The 15419-nt window shown below is 43.4% G+C and carries 16 protein-coding genes and 1 riboswitch; all 16 genes read left to right on the plus strand.

Annotation, left to right across the window (positions count from 1 at the left end):
- Nucleotides 1-5 precede the first annotated feature (5 nt).
- Complete coding sequence (gene sat / locus ATG71_RS15230) at nt 6-1148, plus strand: sulfate adenylyltransferase (RefSeq protein ID WP_098440310.1); 1143 nt, start codon at nt 6-8, stop codon at nt 1146-1148.
- Between the two features lie 16 nt (nt 1149-1164).
- Nucleotides 1165-1767: an adenylyl-sulfate kinase gene (cysC, locus tag ATG71_RS15235; protein WP_098440311.1), complete on the plus strand. Its 603-nt coding sequence runs from the start codon at nt 1165-1167 to the stop codon at nt 1765-1767.
- A gap of 12 nt (nt 1768-1779) precedes the next feature.
- A complete protein-coding gene (locus ATG71_RS15240; RefSeq protein ID WP_098440312.1) occupies nt 1780-3390 on the plus strand; it encodes a nitrite/sulfite reductase in 1611 nt (536 codons plus the stop codon).
- 13 nt (nt 3391-3403) lie between these two features.
- Complete coding sequence (locus ATG71_RS15245; RefSeq protein WP_098440313.1) at nt 3404-3628, plus strand: DUF3906 family protein; 225 nt, start codon at nt 3404-3406, stop codon at nt 3626-3628.
- A gap of 11 nt (nt 3629-3639) precedes the next feature.
- Complete coding sequence (gene cobA / locus ATG71_RS15250; protein ID WP_098440314.1) at nt 3640-4404, plus strand: uroporphyrinogen-III C-methyltransferase; 765 nt, start codon at nt 3640-3642, stop codon at nt 4402-4404.
- Nucleotides 4405-5160: a sirohydrochlorin chelatase gene (locus tag ATG71_RS15255; protein ID WP_098440315.1), complete on the plus strand. Its 756-nt coding sequence runs from the start codon at nt 4405-4407 to the stop codon at nt 5158-5160.
- Nucleotides 5141-5710: a precorrin-2 dehydrogenase/sirohydrochlorin ferrochelatase family protein gene (locus ATG71_RS15260; RefSeq protein ID WP_179886555.1), complete on the plus strand. Its 570-nt coding sequence runs from the start codon at nt 5141-5143 to the stop codon at nt 5708-5710. The genes ATG71_RS15255 and ATG71_RS15260 overlap by 20 nt, the downstream gene beginning before the upstream one ends.
- Nucleotides 5711-5876: 166 nt before the next feature.
- Nucleotides 5877-5978, plus strand: a riboswitch (purine riboswitch).
- 112 nt (nt 5979-6090) lie between these two features.
- Nucleotides 6091-6681 carry a xanthine phosphoribosyltransferase gene (locus ATG71_RS15265; RefSeq protein WP_098440317.1) on the plus strand — a complete coding sequence of 197 codons (591 nt, stop codon included), beginning with the start codon at nt 6091-6093 and terminating at the stop codon, nt 6679-6681.
- Nucleotides 6678-7982 (plus strand): nucleobase:cation symporter-2 family protein, encoded by a 1305-nt coding sequence (locus ATG71_RS15270; protein WP_098440318.1) that lies wholly within the window; start codon nt 6678-6680, stop codon nt 7980-7982. Before ATG71_RS15265 ends, ATG71_RS15270 begins: the two co-directional genes overlap by 4 nt.
- A gap of 165 nt (nt 7983-8147) precedes the next feature.
- Nucleotides 8148-9710, plus strand: a complete 1563-nt coding sequence (locus ATG71_RS15275; protein ID WP_098440319.1) for a long-chain-fatty-acid--CoA ligase — start codon at nt 8148-8150, stop codon at nt 9708-9710.
- 179 nt (nt 9711-9889) lie between these two features.
- Nucleotides 9890-10747 (plus strand): MurR/RpiR family transcriptional regulator, encoded by an 858-nt coding sequence (locus ATG71_RS15280; protein WP_098440320.1) that lies wholly within the window; start codon nt 9890-9892, stop codon nt 10745-10747.
- A 24-nt stretch (nt 10748-10771) separates the two neighbouring features.
- Entirely contained in the window at nt 10772-12151 is a 1380-nt protein-coding gene (locus tag ATG71_RS15285; protein ID WP_098440321.1) for a YjiH family protein, read from the plus strand.
- Between the two features lie 15 nt (nt 12152-12166).
- Nucleotides 12167-12301, plus strand: a complete 135-nt coding sequence (locus tag ATG71_RS23795; protein WP_286163026.1) for a hypothetical protein — start codon at nt 12167-12169, stop codon at nt 12299-12301.
- The gene (locus ATG71_RS15290) at nt 12291-13286 is read left to right on the plus strand and encodes an amidohydrolase (protein ID WP_286163027.1); all 996 of its coding nucleotides are present in this window, start codon (nt 12291-12293) and stop codon (nt 13284-13286) included. Before ATG71_RS23795 ends, ATG71_RS15290 begins: the two co-directional genes overlap by 11 nt.
- 17 nt (nt 13287-13303) lie before the next feature.
- Nucleotides 13304-14125: a GNAT family N-acetyltransferase gene (locus tag ATG71_RS15295; RefSeq protein ID WP_098440322.1), complete on the plus strand. Its 822-nt coding sequence runs from the start codon at nt 13304-13306 to the stop codon at nt 14123-14125.
- Nucleotides 14115-15227 (plus strand): o-succinylbenzoate synthase, encoded by a 1113-nt coding sequence (gene menC, locus ATG71_RS15300; RefSeq protein ID WP_098440323.1) that lies wholly within the window; start codon nt 14115-14117, stop codon nt 15225-15227. The genes ATG71_RS15295 and menC overlap by 11 nt, the downstream gene beginning before the upstream one ends.
- Nucleotides 15228-15419 lie beyond the last annotated feature (192 nt).

Genomic DNA, 15419 nt, shown 5'->3' on the forward strand with positions numbered 1-15419 from the left:
TTGAAATGAGTTTACAGCCACACGGAGGAAAGTTAGTTCAATCTTATTTACCGCAAACATCGTATGAAAGCATTCTACAAGAAATCCAACTGGATGATATTGCGTTAAGTGACTTGGAGCTCATTGCCATAGGAGGCTATAGCCCAATCGACGGTTTTTTGACAGAAAAGGATTATCAAAAGGTCGTTGAATCATTGAGGTTAGACAATGGATGCGTTTGGAGCATACCCATCACATTGCCAGTTGAGAAAGAAAGGGCAGATTCCTTGAAAGTAGGGGTAACGGGCAGGCTCGTATACAAAGGAGAAACATATGGCCTCATTGATGTAGAGGATATATATGAACCTGATAAACAAAAAGAGGCCCTTCTCGTTTATGGAACGACCGATATGGACCATCCCGGCGTGAAAAAAATATTCCAGCGGGGAGAGGTGTATGTGGGGGGCAGGATTACCCTGCTTAAAAGAATCCCAAAAGCATTCAATGAATTTACCTTTGATCCAAGTGAAACGAGAACAAGGTTCAAAAATAAAGGCTGGAAGACAATCGTCGGTTTCCAGACAAGAAACCCGGTTCATCGGGCACACGAATATATTCAGAAGACGGCACTTGAAACGGTAGATGCCCTCTTTTTGAATCCATTGGTCGGTGAAACGAAAGCAGATGATATTTCAGCTGAAATCCGGATGAAAAGCTATGATGTTTTATTAAAGAACTATTACCCTAAAGACCGAGTATTTCTGGGGGTCTTTCCCGCAGCCATGAGATATGCGGGGCCAAGGGAAGCCATCTTCCATGCGTTAGTACGAAAAAACTATGGCTGTACTCATTTCATCGTCGGCCGTGATCATGCAGGCGTTGGTGATTATTACGGGACCTATGATGCCCAGAAGATCTTTGATCAGTTCAGCGAAGAAGAAATTGGGATCATCCCTCTCCGCTTCGAGCATAGCTTTTATTGTAAAAGGTGCGAAGGGATGGCGACCACCAAGACCTGCCCACATGAAAAAGAACAGCATGTCATTCTTTCCGGAACAAAAGTTAGGGGGATGCTTCGTAAGGGTGAAGTCCCTCCATCGACCTTTAGCCGTCCGGAAGTGATTGAAGTACTGATCAATGGACTGAAACAAGAATCTAACCAGTCGTGATGAGGAGGAGCATAGATTGAGTGAAGAACAGCAAAACATCGTTTGGCATGAAACAGCCGTAACAAAACAAGAGCGGAGGAACCACAATGGTCATCAAAGTTTCATCCTTTGGTTTACGGGATTATCTGCATCCGGTAAATCGACTTTAGCCAATGCAGTGGCTTCTTCCCTTTTTCAACAGGGGAAGCAGGTGTATGTCCTTGATGGGGATAACATCCGTCATGGATTGAATAAAGATTTAGGCTTTCATGAAGATGATCGAAAAGAAAATATCAGGAGAATCGGGGAAGTGTCCAAACTTTTTATCGATAGCGGTCAAATCGTCCTCACAGCCTTTATTTCTCCCTACAGGAAAGACAGGGAACTCGTGCGTAAATTAGTCAGACCGGAAGAATTTCTGGAAGTGTTCGTCCAATGTTCTTTAGAGGAATGTGAGAAGCGCGATCCAAAAGGTCTGTACAAAAAAGCCCGTAATCAAGAGATCACTCAATTCACGGGAATCAGTGCACCATATGAAGAACCGGAAAATCCGGAGATCATTCTCAATACAGAGAAACAATCCATAGAAGAATGTGTCGAGGCTTTACTGCTTGAATTAAAACAAAAACAACTTATTTAAGGAGAGAAAATCATGGCGTATACAAAATCTTGGGAGTCAAATGAGAAACTAAATAAAACGGAAAAATGGAAGCTTGAGAAGGACGGATTGGCCATTTTTAAAGATATCCCCTATTATGCCGAAAACGGGTTCTCATCCATCCCGAAAGAAGAGTGGGATAAATTCAAATGGGCGGGTCTTTATCTGCAGAGACCTAAGGAAGACGGATATTTCATGATGAGGGTGAATGTCCCGTCCGGCATACTGAGCTATGATCAGGCAAGGGAGCTTGCTGCCATTTGTAAAGAATACGGCAGGGACGTCTATGATATCACGACCCGTCAGGCCATCCAGTTCCACTGGTTGAAGATTGAACAAATCCCCGATATCTTCAAACGTCTGGAAAAAGTCGGATTGTCTTCTGCAGGGGCGTGTGGGGATATTACACGTAACATCGTCGGAAATCCCCTGGCAGGCATCGATCCGGATGAACTCTTTGATACAAGAGCTGTTGTGAAGGAAGTCTATGACTTTTTCCAGCATAACGAAGACTTTTCAAATTTACCGAGAAAGTATAAAGTCGCGATTTCTGCCAATCTGAATAACGCAGCGAATGCCGAAATCAACTGTGTTTCTTTCCTTCCGGCGAAAAAGCAGATAAACGGGAAAGAGGAGTTAGGATTTCACTTGAAGGTCGGGGGTGGATTGTCTTCAAGACCTCTACTGGCACAAGAATTGGACGTATTTGTTCTTCCCCATCAAGTGAAAGACGTAACGGTTGCCCTTACGACCATTTTCCGTGACTTCGGTTATCGGGAGAAACGGCATTTAGCCCGTTTGAAATTCCTCATGGCCGACTGGGGACCCGAGAAGTTCAAAGAAAAGCTGCTGGAATATGTGGAGCTTCCACCGGCGGGAGTCAACGCAGTACAAGGCTGGAATGCAGGGTATTTCTACGGGGTCCATCCCCAGAAACAGGAAGGCCTGAATTATGTGGGACTGAATGTTCCTGTTGGCAGATTGAATTCCGATGAAGTATATGAGCTCGCAAGAATTTCCAAGAAATATGGAAATGGTGAACTCCGAAACTGTAATTCTCAGAATCTCATCATTCCGAATATACCCGATGAACATGTAGATGCTTTACTCTCTGAAAAAATCTTTGACCGGATTTCGACGAGTCCGTTATCTTTCATCGGGTACTCTGTTTCATGCACAGGAATCGAATATTGTAATCTTGCTTTGGTAGAGACAAAGGAGCGGATGAGACTGATTGCAAATGAATTGGACCAGGAATTGACGTTGGATGTCCCGGTCAGAATCCATATGGTCGGCTGTCCCAATTCATGCGGTCAGCGACAAATTGCAGACATCGGTCTGCAGGGGATCAAAATGAGGACGAAAGATAAGAAAATGATCGAAGCCTTTGAAATCTATGTAGGGGGTACTCTTCAGGATGGCGGGAAATTGAATGAAAAGCTAAAAGGAAAAGTGGAAGCTTCCAATCTGTCCGAGGTCGTCAAGCAACTCTTGATTCAATTCAAACAAACGAAGGAACGGGGAGAAACGTTCTTTGACTATATCAACCGTGTCGGTACCGCTCCCCTTCAGGAATCATTGGATCAACTGCTGCAGGAAGCATAAGGAGGCTGGATAGATGAATTTATATCGATTTGAAGTCACTGCCCGGGACTTTGTCACGATTGTCGTCGTAGCAGCTGATACGGATGAGAAAGCGTTTGACCTGGTTGAGATCGAACTTGAGAAGTATTTTTTGAAAAAGCCGGATGTCGAGGATATCTCCCTTTATGAAAAAAAGAGAATCCGGGGAAATGGTGCAGGATTTGTCCTGCACGAACAGGAAACCATCATTACATCCTGAGGAGGGAAACAATGGGAAAGGTATATTTAGTCGGAGCGGGACCCGGAGATCCGGAACTGATCACGGTAAAAGCGCTGAAATCCATACAAAAAGCAGACGTCATTCTTTATGACCGCCTGGTGAACAAGGAACTTCTCACATACGCGAAGAAAGGGGCGGATTTGATCTATTGTGGAAAACTGCCAAACTATCATACGATGAAACAAGATACAATCAATCATTTTCTAGTGCGCTACGCGGCAAGCGGAAAAGTGGTGGTCAGGTTAAAGGGGGGAGATCCCTTTGTATTCGGAAGAGGCGGTGAAGAAGCGGAAGCATGCGCGAAAAAAGGGATTCCTTTTGAAATCATTCCGGGTATCACGTCAGGAATCGCGGCAGCCGCTTACGCCGGAATACCGGTCACGCACAGGGATGCAAGCTCAAGCGTTGCCTTTGTAACGGGGCATAAACAAAACAATCAACTTGAAGATGAAAAATGGGAAAGCTTATCGAAAGGAATCGATACCCTCGCCATCTATATGGGAGTCAGTAATCTCCCTTATATCAGAGAAAAGCTTATACAATATGGGAAATCCAAGCATACCCCTGTGGCACTTGTTCACTGGGGGACGACAGAAGTGCAAAAGACCGTTACAGGGACCCTTGATACCATCATTGATATCGTAAAAGAGGAAAAAATAGAAAATCCAAGCATGATCATCGTAGGCGAAGTGGTAAGGTACCGTGAGAAAATTCAATGGTTTGAAAAGAAAATGATCATGAGCGAGGCTTTATAGATGAAACGTGCGGTATTGTATGTGTGCCATGGCAGTCGTTTGGTGAAAGCCCGTGAAGAAGCTGTTGCCTTCATCAAGCGATGTCAGGAACATGTCGAGGCGGATATTCAGGAAATAAGCTTCCTTGAACTTGCCAGCCCTTCCATAGAAGAAGGATTCCGTTCATGCGTGGACAGAGGGGCCACTCACCTGACTGTCGTACCACTCCTCCTTCTGACGGCGGTCCATGCCAAGAAGGATATCCCTGAAGAGATTCAAAAGTGCAAAGGCTTATATCCTCATATTAAGGTGAAATACGGACGTCCAATCGGCGTACACGATCGGATGGTCGAAAGTGTCATCAATAAGATGGAGGAGGCTGCACCACTTCATTCTTCTACAATCGCCATTTTAATCGGAAGGGGGAGTTCGGATCCGGATGTCAAGAGGGACCTCTGTGGTCTAGCTGAGCTTGTCCACAGAAAAACAGCGATAAGCGAGGTAAGAACATGCTATTTAACGGCAGCTTCCCCGAGCTTTACAGAGACTCTGGAATCTGTAAGGTATTCAGATAAAAACGTCATCTTCATTCCATATCTTTTATTTACCGGGTTACTGATGAAGGGAATTGAAAAAGAAATTCAGGGAACGAATAATGAACATATCATTCTGGGGAATTATTTAGGGTATGATCCGCTTGTGGAAGAAGCGTTCCTGTACAGGGTAAATGAGTCAATTTGGCCTAAAGGAGAAACCTATGCTGCCTGTCATGATTGATGTCTGTGGGAAACAAGTAACCATTGTGGGTGGAGGGAAAGTGGCATTTCGTAAGCTCTCTGTATTTCTTGAGCAGAGAGCAAGGATTACCGTCATCAGTCCGGAGGTAGTCGATGAGATCAAAGTATTACATGAAGAGAATAAGATTTCATGGTTCAAGAGAGAAGTGGCAAGTGAGGATGTTAGAAACGCATTTATCGTCATCGCTGCCACAAACAAACGATCGGTGAACGAACAGGTGAAAAAGTATTCCGAGGAAAACCAGCTATTATGTGTAGTGGACAACGGGGATTGCGGAAATATGCAGATGGTCTCCTTTAAGCAAAAAGGAAATCTGACAATCGCTGTTTCAACTGGTGGAGCAAGTCCATTCTTAGCAAAGAAGCTTACGAATCAACTGTCTCAACCATTTGATGATTTGTTCATCGAGAAGCTTGCAATCATTTCTTCTGAGAGAAAGGAAATCAAAGCGTCGGATTTACCTGAAAGGGAAAAAAGAAACCTGTTAAAAGAACTTTCTTGTAAGCTTGAGGGAATCGAAAATGAGTAAAGCATGGGGAAACTATACTCCCCATGCTTTACTCATCTTTCCCTTTGTAAAGGGAATCATTAGTAAACGCTTCTTATTTCACGAACATTTAACTTTGAAATTGTATTAATGTTAGGAAATGAGTCTTTACAAAAGGATGAGTTGCCGGTATACTAACCAATATCAAATCAATCTTTAGTTTTTCACTCATATAATAGCGGGGATATGGCCCGCGAGTTTCTACCGGATTACCGTAAATGATCCGACTATGGGTGAGCAATGATAGGTGCGTCTTTATGGGCGCTCTTTGCCTAACCCAAAGGTCATTGTCTCACTCTGATGTGAGCACAATATCCTTTGGGTTTTTTAGTATCTACAACAGGTAAAGGAGCGATTCATTCATGAATGTATTAAAAAATAAGATCAAAGCGGAGGGTGTCGTCCTTTCAGAAACGGTATTGAAGGTCGATTCATTCCTTAATCATCAAGTTGATCCGGAACTAATGATGGAAATAGGGAAAGAATTTGCACATCGTTTCAAAGAGGAAGGAATCACAAAGATACTGACCATTGAATCTTCAGGAATCGCGCCAGGTGTGATGGCTGCCCTTCATATGAATGTTCCACTGGTCTTTGCACGAAAAAAGAAATCGTTGACGCTAACAGAGGGAGTTCTTACTTCAAAGGTGTATTCATTCACCAAGCAAGAAGAAAATACCATTTCCATCTCGCGGGAGTACATACAAAAAAATGATCGAGTCTTATTGATCGATGATTTCCTGGCAAATGGGCAGGCCGCATTGGGCTTGATCGACTTAGTGAAACAGGCGGAAGCGGTTGTCGCCGGAATTGGAATTGTCATTGAAAAGTCATTTCAAAATGGCGGGAAAATCGTTAGGGATACTGGCTATAGGGTGGAATCTTTAGCTGAAATAGAGTCCCTTGAAAACGGAGAAGTACAATTTAAGCAAGAGGAGGCGACTGTATCATGAAGAATCAGCCTATTAAACTGGCTTCACTTGGTATCCAGCATGTTCTTGCCATGTATGCGGGTGCGGTCATTGTCCCCTTGATCGTCGGAGGAGCCCTTGGACTTTCAGGAGAACAGCTTACGTACCTTGTTTCCATCGATATCTTCATGTGTGGAATCGCGACCCTGCTGCAAGTGTTGAGTAATCGATTCTTCGGGATCGGACTACCCGTTGTTCTCGGATGTACGTTCACGGCAGTCGGGCCCATGATCGCAATTGGAGGTCAGTATGGGATCTCCGCCATCTACGGATCGATTCTCGTTTCAGGTTTATTCGTCATTGCGATCAGTAAATATTTCGGGAAGCTTGTCCGCTTTTTCCCACCTGTCGTGACGGGTTCTGTCGTGACCATCATTGGGATCACACTGATCCCTGTTGCCATGAACAATATGGCAGGCGGTCAGGGGAGTGCTGATTTTGGTTCATTGGAAAATCTGTCATTAGCGTTTGGAACGTTGTTATTCATATTATTCTTATATAAATTCTTTACAGGGTTTGTCCGCTCAGTATCCATTTTACTCGGACTGATGGCAGGAACGGCTGTCGCTTTCGTTCTCGGAAAAGTCGATTTCAGTGCAGTTGGTGATGCTTCGTGGTTTCATATGGCTAAACCATTCTACTTCGGGATGCCGACGTTTGAAATAACAGCCATCCTCACGATGATTCTTGTAGCCATGGTCAGCCTGGTCGAGTCAACAGGTGTCTATTTCGCCCTCGGGGATATCACTGATAAAAAGATTTCAGAAGAAGATTTAGCAAGAGGGTATCGTGCAGAAGGATTGGCCATCGTCCTCGGTGGATTATTCAACGCATTTCCGTATACGGCGTATTCCCAGAACGTCGGATTGGTTCAGCTTTCGGGTGTAAAGCGGAATAATGTGATATATGCAACGGGTGCTTTCCTTGTGATCCTTGGTTTGGTCCCGAAAATCGGTGCTCTCACCACGGTGATTCCTGCTTCCGTATTGGGAGGTGCGATGGTCGCCATGTTCGGTATGGTGGTCGCGTACGGAATCAAAATGCTCAGTCACGTGAATTTTGCATCACAGGAGAATCTATTGATTATCGCGTGTTCTGTAGGAATGGGACTTGGGGTAACGGCTGTCCCTGAATTGTTTGCTCAAATGCCGACAAGCATCCGCATCTTGACGGATAATGGAATTGTTGCAGGCAGTTTAACGGCGATAGGGCTGAATATCTTTTTTAATGTTTTATCTAAACGAAAGTTGAATGTTGTGGTGAGGGAGCAAAAAGCTTCATGATTTTGATAAAACCGTCATTTCTATTCCATTTAGAGATGACGGTTTTTTCTTCGCGGTATATTTCTGAATTATCTGATAGTAAGAAGGGGAAACGGACACCCGTCACGAACATTATGGATAGGGAATGTGTCAGAATGGAACACCTTACTTATAAGGAGGAAAAAAATGTACGCAACCACTGGATCTATTTTTGACCAAACGGTAATGAAATTCCGCAATAAGGAGGCCATTGTAGAAGAGAAGACTGGTAAGCGGTTAACCTTTGGGGAGTGGCAGGATGAAGTCCATCGTGTGGCCAATGCCCTCTTGGATGCAGGTGTAAGAAAAGGGGACCGGGTTTCTACGTATCTATTCAATACATTGGAGTTAGCCAATGTCTATTTTGCATGCGGAAAAATCGGTGCCGTGATCAATCCGATAAACTTCCGTCTGAAAGGAAAGGAAATTCACTTTATTTTAGAAGATGCAGAACCTAAGGTCGTACTGTTTGAAGAAGCTCTCTCCCAACCGATTGAAGGGATATCCAAGAACTTTCCTCAGACCCTTTTTTGGTATGTGGGGGGCAAAACGCCAGCATTTGCTTATAGCTATCATGAGGTAGTGAGTCCTTGTTCCACGGCACTTGCAGATTTTTCAGTAGAAGAAACGGACATTTATGCCATCATGTACACGAGCGGGACCACCGGGAGACCAAAAGGGGTGCTTCACAGACACCGGGATATGGCGGAGCAAAGCTTGATCTGTACGTCGGTTATGGGGCTTACACCAAATGATATCGGACTTGTGACAGCTCCAATGTTCCATTGTGCCGAGCTTCATTGCTGTTTCCTTCCACGGGTACAAGCGGGGGCGAAAAATATCATCGTTCATCAGTTCGAGCCTCAGACGGTATTGAATGTGATACAACGGGAGAAAGTCACCAACCTTTTTGCGGCACCGACGATGTGGAATATGCTTCTTCAGCATGGGGTGGAGAAGTATGATACTTCATCACTCCGGATAGGTCTCTACGGGGCTGCCCCAATGGCACCAGTTCTTGTCAGGGCTCTTCAAGAAACGATGAATGTCGACCTGATCCAGGCGTATGGTCAGACGGAGATGGGGCCAGCGGTTACGTTCCTGCTTCAGGATGAACAGTTAACGAAGGCTGGTTCCGCCGGTCGTGCCGCTTATAACCATGAAATACGAGTGGTAAGACCCAATGAGAACGGTCCTTCCGATCCTGATGATATGTGTAAGCCTGGTGAAGTAGGGGAAATCATTGTCAGGGGCTCATGCACAATGCTTGAATACTTTAACCGGAAGGAAGCGACGGAAAAAGCGTTGTATAAAGGCTGGTACCACTCCAGTGACTTAGGTTACATGGATGAGGAAGGATATTTGTATGTGGCCGACAGGGTGGATGATATGGTGATTACAGGAGGGGAGAACGTCTATCCGCGTGAGGTAGAGGACGCCCTGCATGTTCATGAAGATGTGTTGGATGTCGCAGTTCTCGGTCAGCCGGATGAAACATGGGGAGAGCAGGTTTTGGCAGTAGTGGTGTCAAAAAATCCTTCTCTATCATCAGAGGACCTTGATTTATTTCTGAAGAATGGTGATCTGTTGGCAGACTATAAGAGGCCACGGGAATATGTATTTGTGAATGAGCTTCCCCGTAATGCAAGTGGGAAGATTCAAAAGTTTCTGCTGAGGGAGAATGTTGTTCAAAAAGAAAAGCGACTATAGAGTGATGGTAAGGGTCTAGAGCTTGAATGTTTGTTGAATTATGGGAATGCAGTTTAACTGGCTGCATTCTTTTTTTGATTAAATGTCAGAATAATAAAATTTTTATTGAAAGTGAAGGATAATATGCATTATACTATTGGGAATGAAGGATTTACTTCAAACTTTAAAAAGGAGAAGGTATGACTAATCAATCAATTTCTCAAATCATTAAAGAGCATTACTCAACGTTATCCACCGGGCAAAAAAAAGTGGCAGAATTGATTTTGCAGAATCAAGGTGAGGCAGCGATTCTCACGGCATTTCAGATGGGGAGAAAAGTGGGTGTAAGTGAGACAACTGTCATTCGCCTGGGGTATGCATTAGGATTCAAGGGATATTCAGACATGCAGGATATAGTAAGAAAGGATTGGTTGGAAAAGAAAAATGGGAAAAAGGATGAAGTATATACTTCAGCATCAAACGTAAATGAAGGAAATGATGTATTCAGGCAGATTATTCAAAAAGAAAAATCGGTCCTTGAGCAGTTGTTTAGGCAGTTAAACGAAGAAGGTCTATGGAAAGCCGTCGATCGTTGCATTGATTCTGAGAGGGTTTACATAGGCGGATTCGGAAGTTCATACGGAGCGGCTTATTGGATGTATTACGCCCTAAAACAGTACAGAGGAAATGTATATCTCTCTAACCCAACTGGATTTTTCCCGGAAGATATTTGTGATTTAGATGAGGATTCTACGGTAGTTCTGTTTTCATTTCCACGATTTCGAAAAGAATCTTTAGAGCTTGCAGAAAGGGTGAAGAAACAAGGTTCTTTTGTTATTGCTATAACAAATAGACAGCTATCTCCCATTGGGCAGCTGTCAGATCTGACGCTTACTACCGAAGAAGAAATGGATTCAGGACACCATTCCATTGCATCTGTCGTGAGTTTGGTCGAAATGATTCTGGTGGGCATTCAACATCGAGATCAAGACAACATCAGTCTTCGGCAAACAAAGCTTGAACAGCTATATACAAATCAAGGGTTATTTATCGAATAACATGAATAGAGGGGTGGAGTTTTTATGAATGGGGTTACGCAAACAAAGGAAAAGATAGAAGCTAAATCGTTCAAAAACAGTGATATTTTGACATTCTTACTTCCTTCAATAATTGGAATACTATTATTTATCGTACCTATCACTACAGGTGACGGCATTACCATTCCTGTCGCATACCTGGCAGGGCAAATCAATGTTTACGCCGGTGAACTTATTCCTCCAGTTACGGTCACAATCATGATTCTTTCTGTGATAGGATCTCTCATTGCTATCAGTTTTAAGCCTGCGTTTATTACAAAGAGCCGATACTTAACGACTCTTTTTATGATTCGTCCGTTTTGGCTCATTGCCCGTATTCTTGGTACCGTGTTTGCTGTGATGACGCTTTATCAAGTTGGACCCGGCATGGTTTTCTCAGAGAACACAGGCGGTCTCTTAATCTATGACCTTATCCCGATTTTATTTTCTACTTTTTTACTAGCGGGTTTACTGCTGCCGCTTCTCCTGAATTTTGGTTTGTTGGAGTTTTTCGGTGCATTGCTTTTAAAGGTGATGAGACCCGTCTTTACCCTGCCTGGTCGATCCTCTCTTGATTGTCTCGCATCATGGGTAGGTGATGGGACGATCGGCGTTCTTTTGACGACTAAGCAATATGAAGAAGGCTATTACACAAAGAGGGAAGCGGCTGTTATCGCTACCACTTTTTCAGTTGTTTCCATTACATTCACTATTGTCGTCATCTCCTATTTGAATTTAGAGCAATATTTCCTTCATTATTACGCTACGATCATATTTGCAGGTCTTGTAGCAGCTTTGATCATGCCACGCATACCTCCATTGTCAAGAAAATTGGATACAGGGTATGAAAAGGCGGATTTAAAGAAAGAAACGGGGATTCCATCAGATTTCTCTGTAGTAAAATGGGGTTTTCATCAAGCGGTATCGAAAGCCAAAAAGAATAATGGACCCTTTGCTGTAGTGAAAGAAGGAGTTCAGAACGTATTGGATATGTGGCTTGGTGTGCTGCCGATCGTTATGGCTATTGGAACGGTTGCCTTAGTGATAGCGGAGTTCACGCCAATTTTCACCTATCTTGGGAAGCCATTTGAGCCTGTTCTCATGCTTATGCAAGTTCCAGAATCCAGTGAAGCAGCCCAGACCATGGTAGTCGGATTTGCCGATATGTTCCTTCCAGCGGTCATCGGGAGCGGGATTGAAAGTGAACTAACCCGCTTTATTATCGCTTGTGTTTCTGTCACTCAATTAATCTATATGTCTGAAATGGGTGGATTGCTGCTTGGTTCGAAGTTGCCCGTCAGCATCGTCGATTTAATCTTGATTTTTTTAATCCGAACATGCATCACATTACCAATTGTGGTCGTGATTGCCCACATGATTTTTTGATAGGAGGAAGAAAACGTGAACTTTGTGGAAGAACAACATGATGAGATTCTGAGAACCTATCAGGAGCTGCACAAACTGGCCGAGCCTAGCTGGATGGAGGAAAAAACCTCAAACTATTTAAAAACCAAATTAGCTGATTTTGGTTTTTAAAATAAAAAAATTCGATGGGCATTACGGCTTTCTAGCTGAGGTAGAAGGTAATAAAACAGAAGTGATTGCTCTTCGTGCAGATATGGATGCTTTGCTTCAGGAAGTGAATGGTGTCGTGAAGGCGAATCATTCATGTGGCCATGACGCTCACAGCACGATGGTGTTATATGCTGCACTGGCCATATCGAAAATGAACCTAAATCATACTATTCGCTTTATCTTTCAGCCAGCTGAGGAAAAAGCGGCAGGGGCACTTAAAATGATGGAAGAGAATGTTCTTAAAAATGTGAAATTCTTAGGGGGGATTCACCTTAGACCCGAAGTGGAAGTACCCTATTATAAGGCTGCTCCTGTCATTGTCCATAGCTCAACGGCAGCGCTTAAGGGTACGATAAAAGGGGTGCCTTCTCATGCTGCCCGTCCTGAACAAGGGAATAATCCTCTGGAGTCCGCTTCTTTACTCATCCAGGCAATTGGACAGATTCGATTAGATGTCAGGGATCGTTATTCCATTAAGATAACTGAACTTCACGGAGGAGAATCCTCCAATTCCATTCCTGAACATACGCACTTCACTTTCGATGTAAGGGCGGAGTCCAATGCAACCATGACTGCATTATTGGAAAAAGCAGAACAGGTGGTAGAAGGCATTCAACTGGGGACGGGGACAACCATCAGATATAGTGTGGAAGAATACTTGCCTGCGGCTGTTAAGGATCATCAAGCAATAGAAATAGCACATGAAGCGATATGTTCTGTCCTTGGTGAGAAGAATACAATTTCAGAGTGCATCTCTCCTGGAGCAGAAGACTTTCATTTTTACTCAATCAAAAATCCGGGATTATCTTCTACGATGATCGGTCTTGGATGTGGTCTCACACCAGGGCTGCACCATCCTGCCATGCGATTCAATCTCGAATCTCTTGTCTATGGAACCAAGATATTAATACAGATGATCGTAGAAGCAGATCAGAAACAATGGTAGGCAAGGAGGGGAAGAAAATGAAAAATGGCATCCTTTCATCAATGAATATCAGGAAACTGCAATCAGTAGAGGAATTGGAAGTTGTAAGAAAACTGGAGTCCCTTATCTGGAGCTTTGAAGATTCTGTTCCTGTTAACCAATCTATTGCAGTCGTGAAAAATGGAGGATTCATCCTCGGGGCCTTTTATCAAGAGAAACTGATCGGTTTTCAATATAGCTTTCCAGGCTTCGACGGAAGAAAGGTATATCTCGTATCACACAGTTTAGGAATCCATCCCGATTTTAGGAAGTTTGGCATCGGGGAAATACTGAAAAAAGCACAAAGAAGCACGGCCATCGAGATGGGGTATGAACTCATCACATGGACGTATGATCCATTGGAAACAGTCAATGGGAACTTAAATTTACATAAGCTTGGTGCAATTGTGAGTCAGTATATCCCAAATGTATATGGGGATATGGATGATCAATTGAATGCGGGAATCCCTACGGATCGATTTCTTGTAAAGTGGTGTATTCATCAATCGGATGAAAAAATTCAATCACTGGATGACATGCATCCAGTGATTGAATTGAAAGAATGCGACAATGGCTGGTCTGTTGATAAGGTGTATTTAACGCTTACACATGATCGGCTTTCCGTTTCGGTACCAGGGCATTTTCAGGAATTAAAAAAAACGGACTTTTCACTTGCCTTGGATTGGCGGAAAAAGACAAGAGATGTGTTCTCTCATTATTTACATCAGGGTTGGATCGTAACAGACTTAGTGAAAGACTATAAGCACCAAGGGCAGTACTTATACTTCCTGGAGAAAGGTGACAATCGCAATGGAAATTAAACGAATCATTCTCAGACAAATCAAGATGGACTTACTGCATCCATTTACGACAAGTGTTGGAACGGAAAAGGATAAAATGATTATCCTCGTTGAAGTAAAATCAGCATCCGGTGTGTCTGGTTGGGGAGAGTCAGTGGCAATTACCCAGCCCATTTATAATGAAGAAACGGTGGAAACGAACTGGCATATGATGAGTGACCACCTGATTCCACTTCTACAGCAGGAAGTGGTCCAACATCCTGATGAAGTATCCCATCGGTTTAAAAAAATCAGGGGCAATTATAATGCAAAAGCGGCTTTAGAAGGTGCTGTTTGGGATCTATATGCTAAAGAAAATGACATCTCATTAGCAAAAGCACTTGGAGGGACGAAAGATAGAATTGAAGTAGGGATAAGTGTCGGTATTCAGCAGTCAGAAGCCAAAATGTTAAACCAAATTGAAAACTACCTGAAAGAAGGCTATAAGAGGATCAAAGTGAAAATTCAACCAGGCTGGGATGTCGACATCATTAAGGCGGTTCGCCAGGAATTTCCTGATACTCCCCTAATGGCTGATGCCAACTGTGCCTATTCCTTGGATGATATTGACATCCTCAAGGAACTCGATGAATTCAATTTAATGATGATCGAACAGCCACTCGATCATGATGACATCATAGATCACGCCAAGCTTCAGTCTCAACTCCGCACACCGATCTGTTTAGACGAGAGCATTCATAGTTTTGAAGATGCCAGAAAAGCAATTGAACTCGGCAGCTGTAAAATAATGAATCTGAAAATCGGTCGGGTTGGAGGGCTGACAGAATCCAGAAAGATCCATGATTTATGTGTAGAAGAACGTATTCCTATGTGGTGCGGGGGGATGCTTGAAGCAGGGATCGGAAGGGCTCATAATGTTGCCATTACGTCATTGAGTAACTTCACCCTGCCCGGAGATACGGCTCCTTCCTCACATTACTGGAAGAGGGATATCATCTCAAACGGGGTGGAAATGACGGATGGGTATATAACAGTACCCGACACACCAGGAATAGGATACGAACCCGATTTCGCTCATATTGAAGCGTTGACTATGTATAGTAAAGTGTTCCATTTTACATGACATTAAAAGGCCTGAATGGTGTTTCGTAAAAAAGGTGGAAACATTTGTTCTGTTATTAAAAATCAAGCATATCGGGCAGTAAACAAGAGATATTTCAAGAAATCTAAAGATATAAGTAGAGCCTGGAAAATTATTTTCCAGGCTCTACTATTATTTCTCGCAATTAGTAGAATATAAGACCGGCACCCCGCA

Source organism: Bacillus sp. es.034, assembly GCF_002563655.1.
GTDB lineage: Bacteria > Bacillota > Bacilli > Bacillales > Bacillaceae_B > Rossellomorea.

Bases quoted from the DNA above. Each gene is read 5' to 3' on its own strand.
- sat (WP_098440310.1), top strand. From the start codon at position 6: ATGAGTTTACAGCCACACGGAGGAAAGTTAGTTCAATCTTATTTACCG.
- ATG71_RS15240 (WP_098440312.1), top strand. From the start codon at position 1,780: ATGGCGTATACAAAATCTTGGGAGTCAAATGAGAAACTAAATAAAACG.
- ATG71_RS15245 (WP_098440313.1), top strand. From the start codon at position 3,404: ATGAATTTATATCGATTTGAAGTCACTGCCCGGGACTTTGTCACGATT.
- cobA (WP_098440314.1), top strand. From the start codon at position 3,640: ATGGGAAAGGTATATTTAGTCGGAGCGGGACCCGGAGATCCGGAACTG.
- ATG71_RS15255 (WP_098440315.1), top strand. From the start codon at position 4,405: ATGAAACGTGCGGTATTGTATGTGTGCCATGGCAGTCGTTTGGTGAAA.
- ATG71_RS15260 (WP_179886555.1), top strand. From the start codon at position 5,141: ATGCTGCCTGTCATGATTGATGTCTGTGGGAAACAAGTAACCATTGTG.
- ATG71_RS15265 (WP_098440317.1), top strand. From the start codon at position 6,091: ATGAATGTATTAAAAAATAAGATCAAAGCGGAGGGTGTCGTCCTTTCA.
- ATG71_RS15270 (WP_098440318.1), top strand. From the start codon at position 6,678: ATGAAGAATCAGCCTATTAAACTGGCTTCACTTGGTATCCAGCATGTT.
- ATG71_RS15275 (WP_098440319.1), top strand. From the start codon at position 8,148: ATGTACGCAACCACTGGATCTATTTTTGACCAAACGGTAATGAAATTC.
- ATG71_RS15280 (WP_098440320.1), top strand. From the start codon at position 9,890: ATGACTAATCAATCAATTTCTCAAATCATTAAAGAGCATTACTCAACG.
- ATG71_RS15285 (WP_098440321.1), top strand. From the start codon at position 10,772: ATGAATGGGGTTACGCAAACAAAGGAAAAGATAGAAGCTAAATCGTTC.
- ATG71_RS15295 (WP_098440322.1), top strand. From the start codon at position 13,304: ATGAAAAATGGCATCCTTTCATCAATGAATATCAGGAAACTGCAATCA.
- menC (WP_098440323.1), top strand. From the start codon at position 14,115: ATGGAAATTAAACGAATCATTCTCAGACAAATCAAGATGGACTTACTG.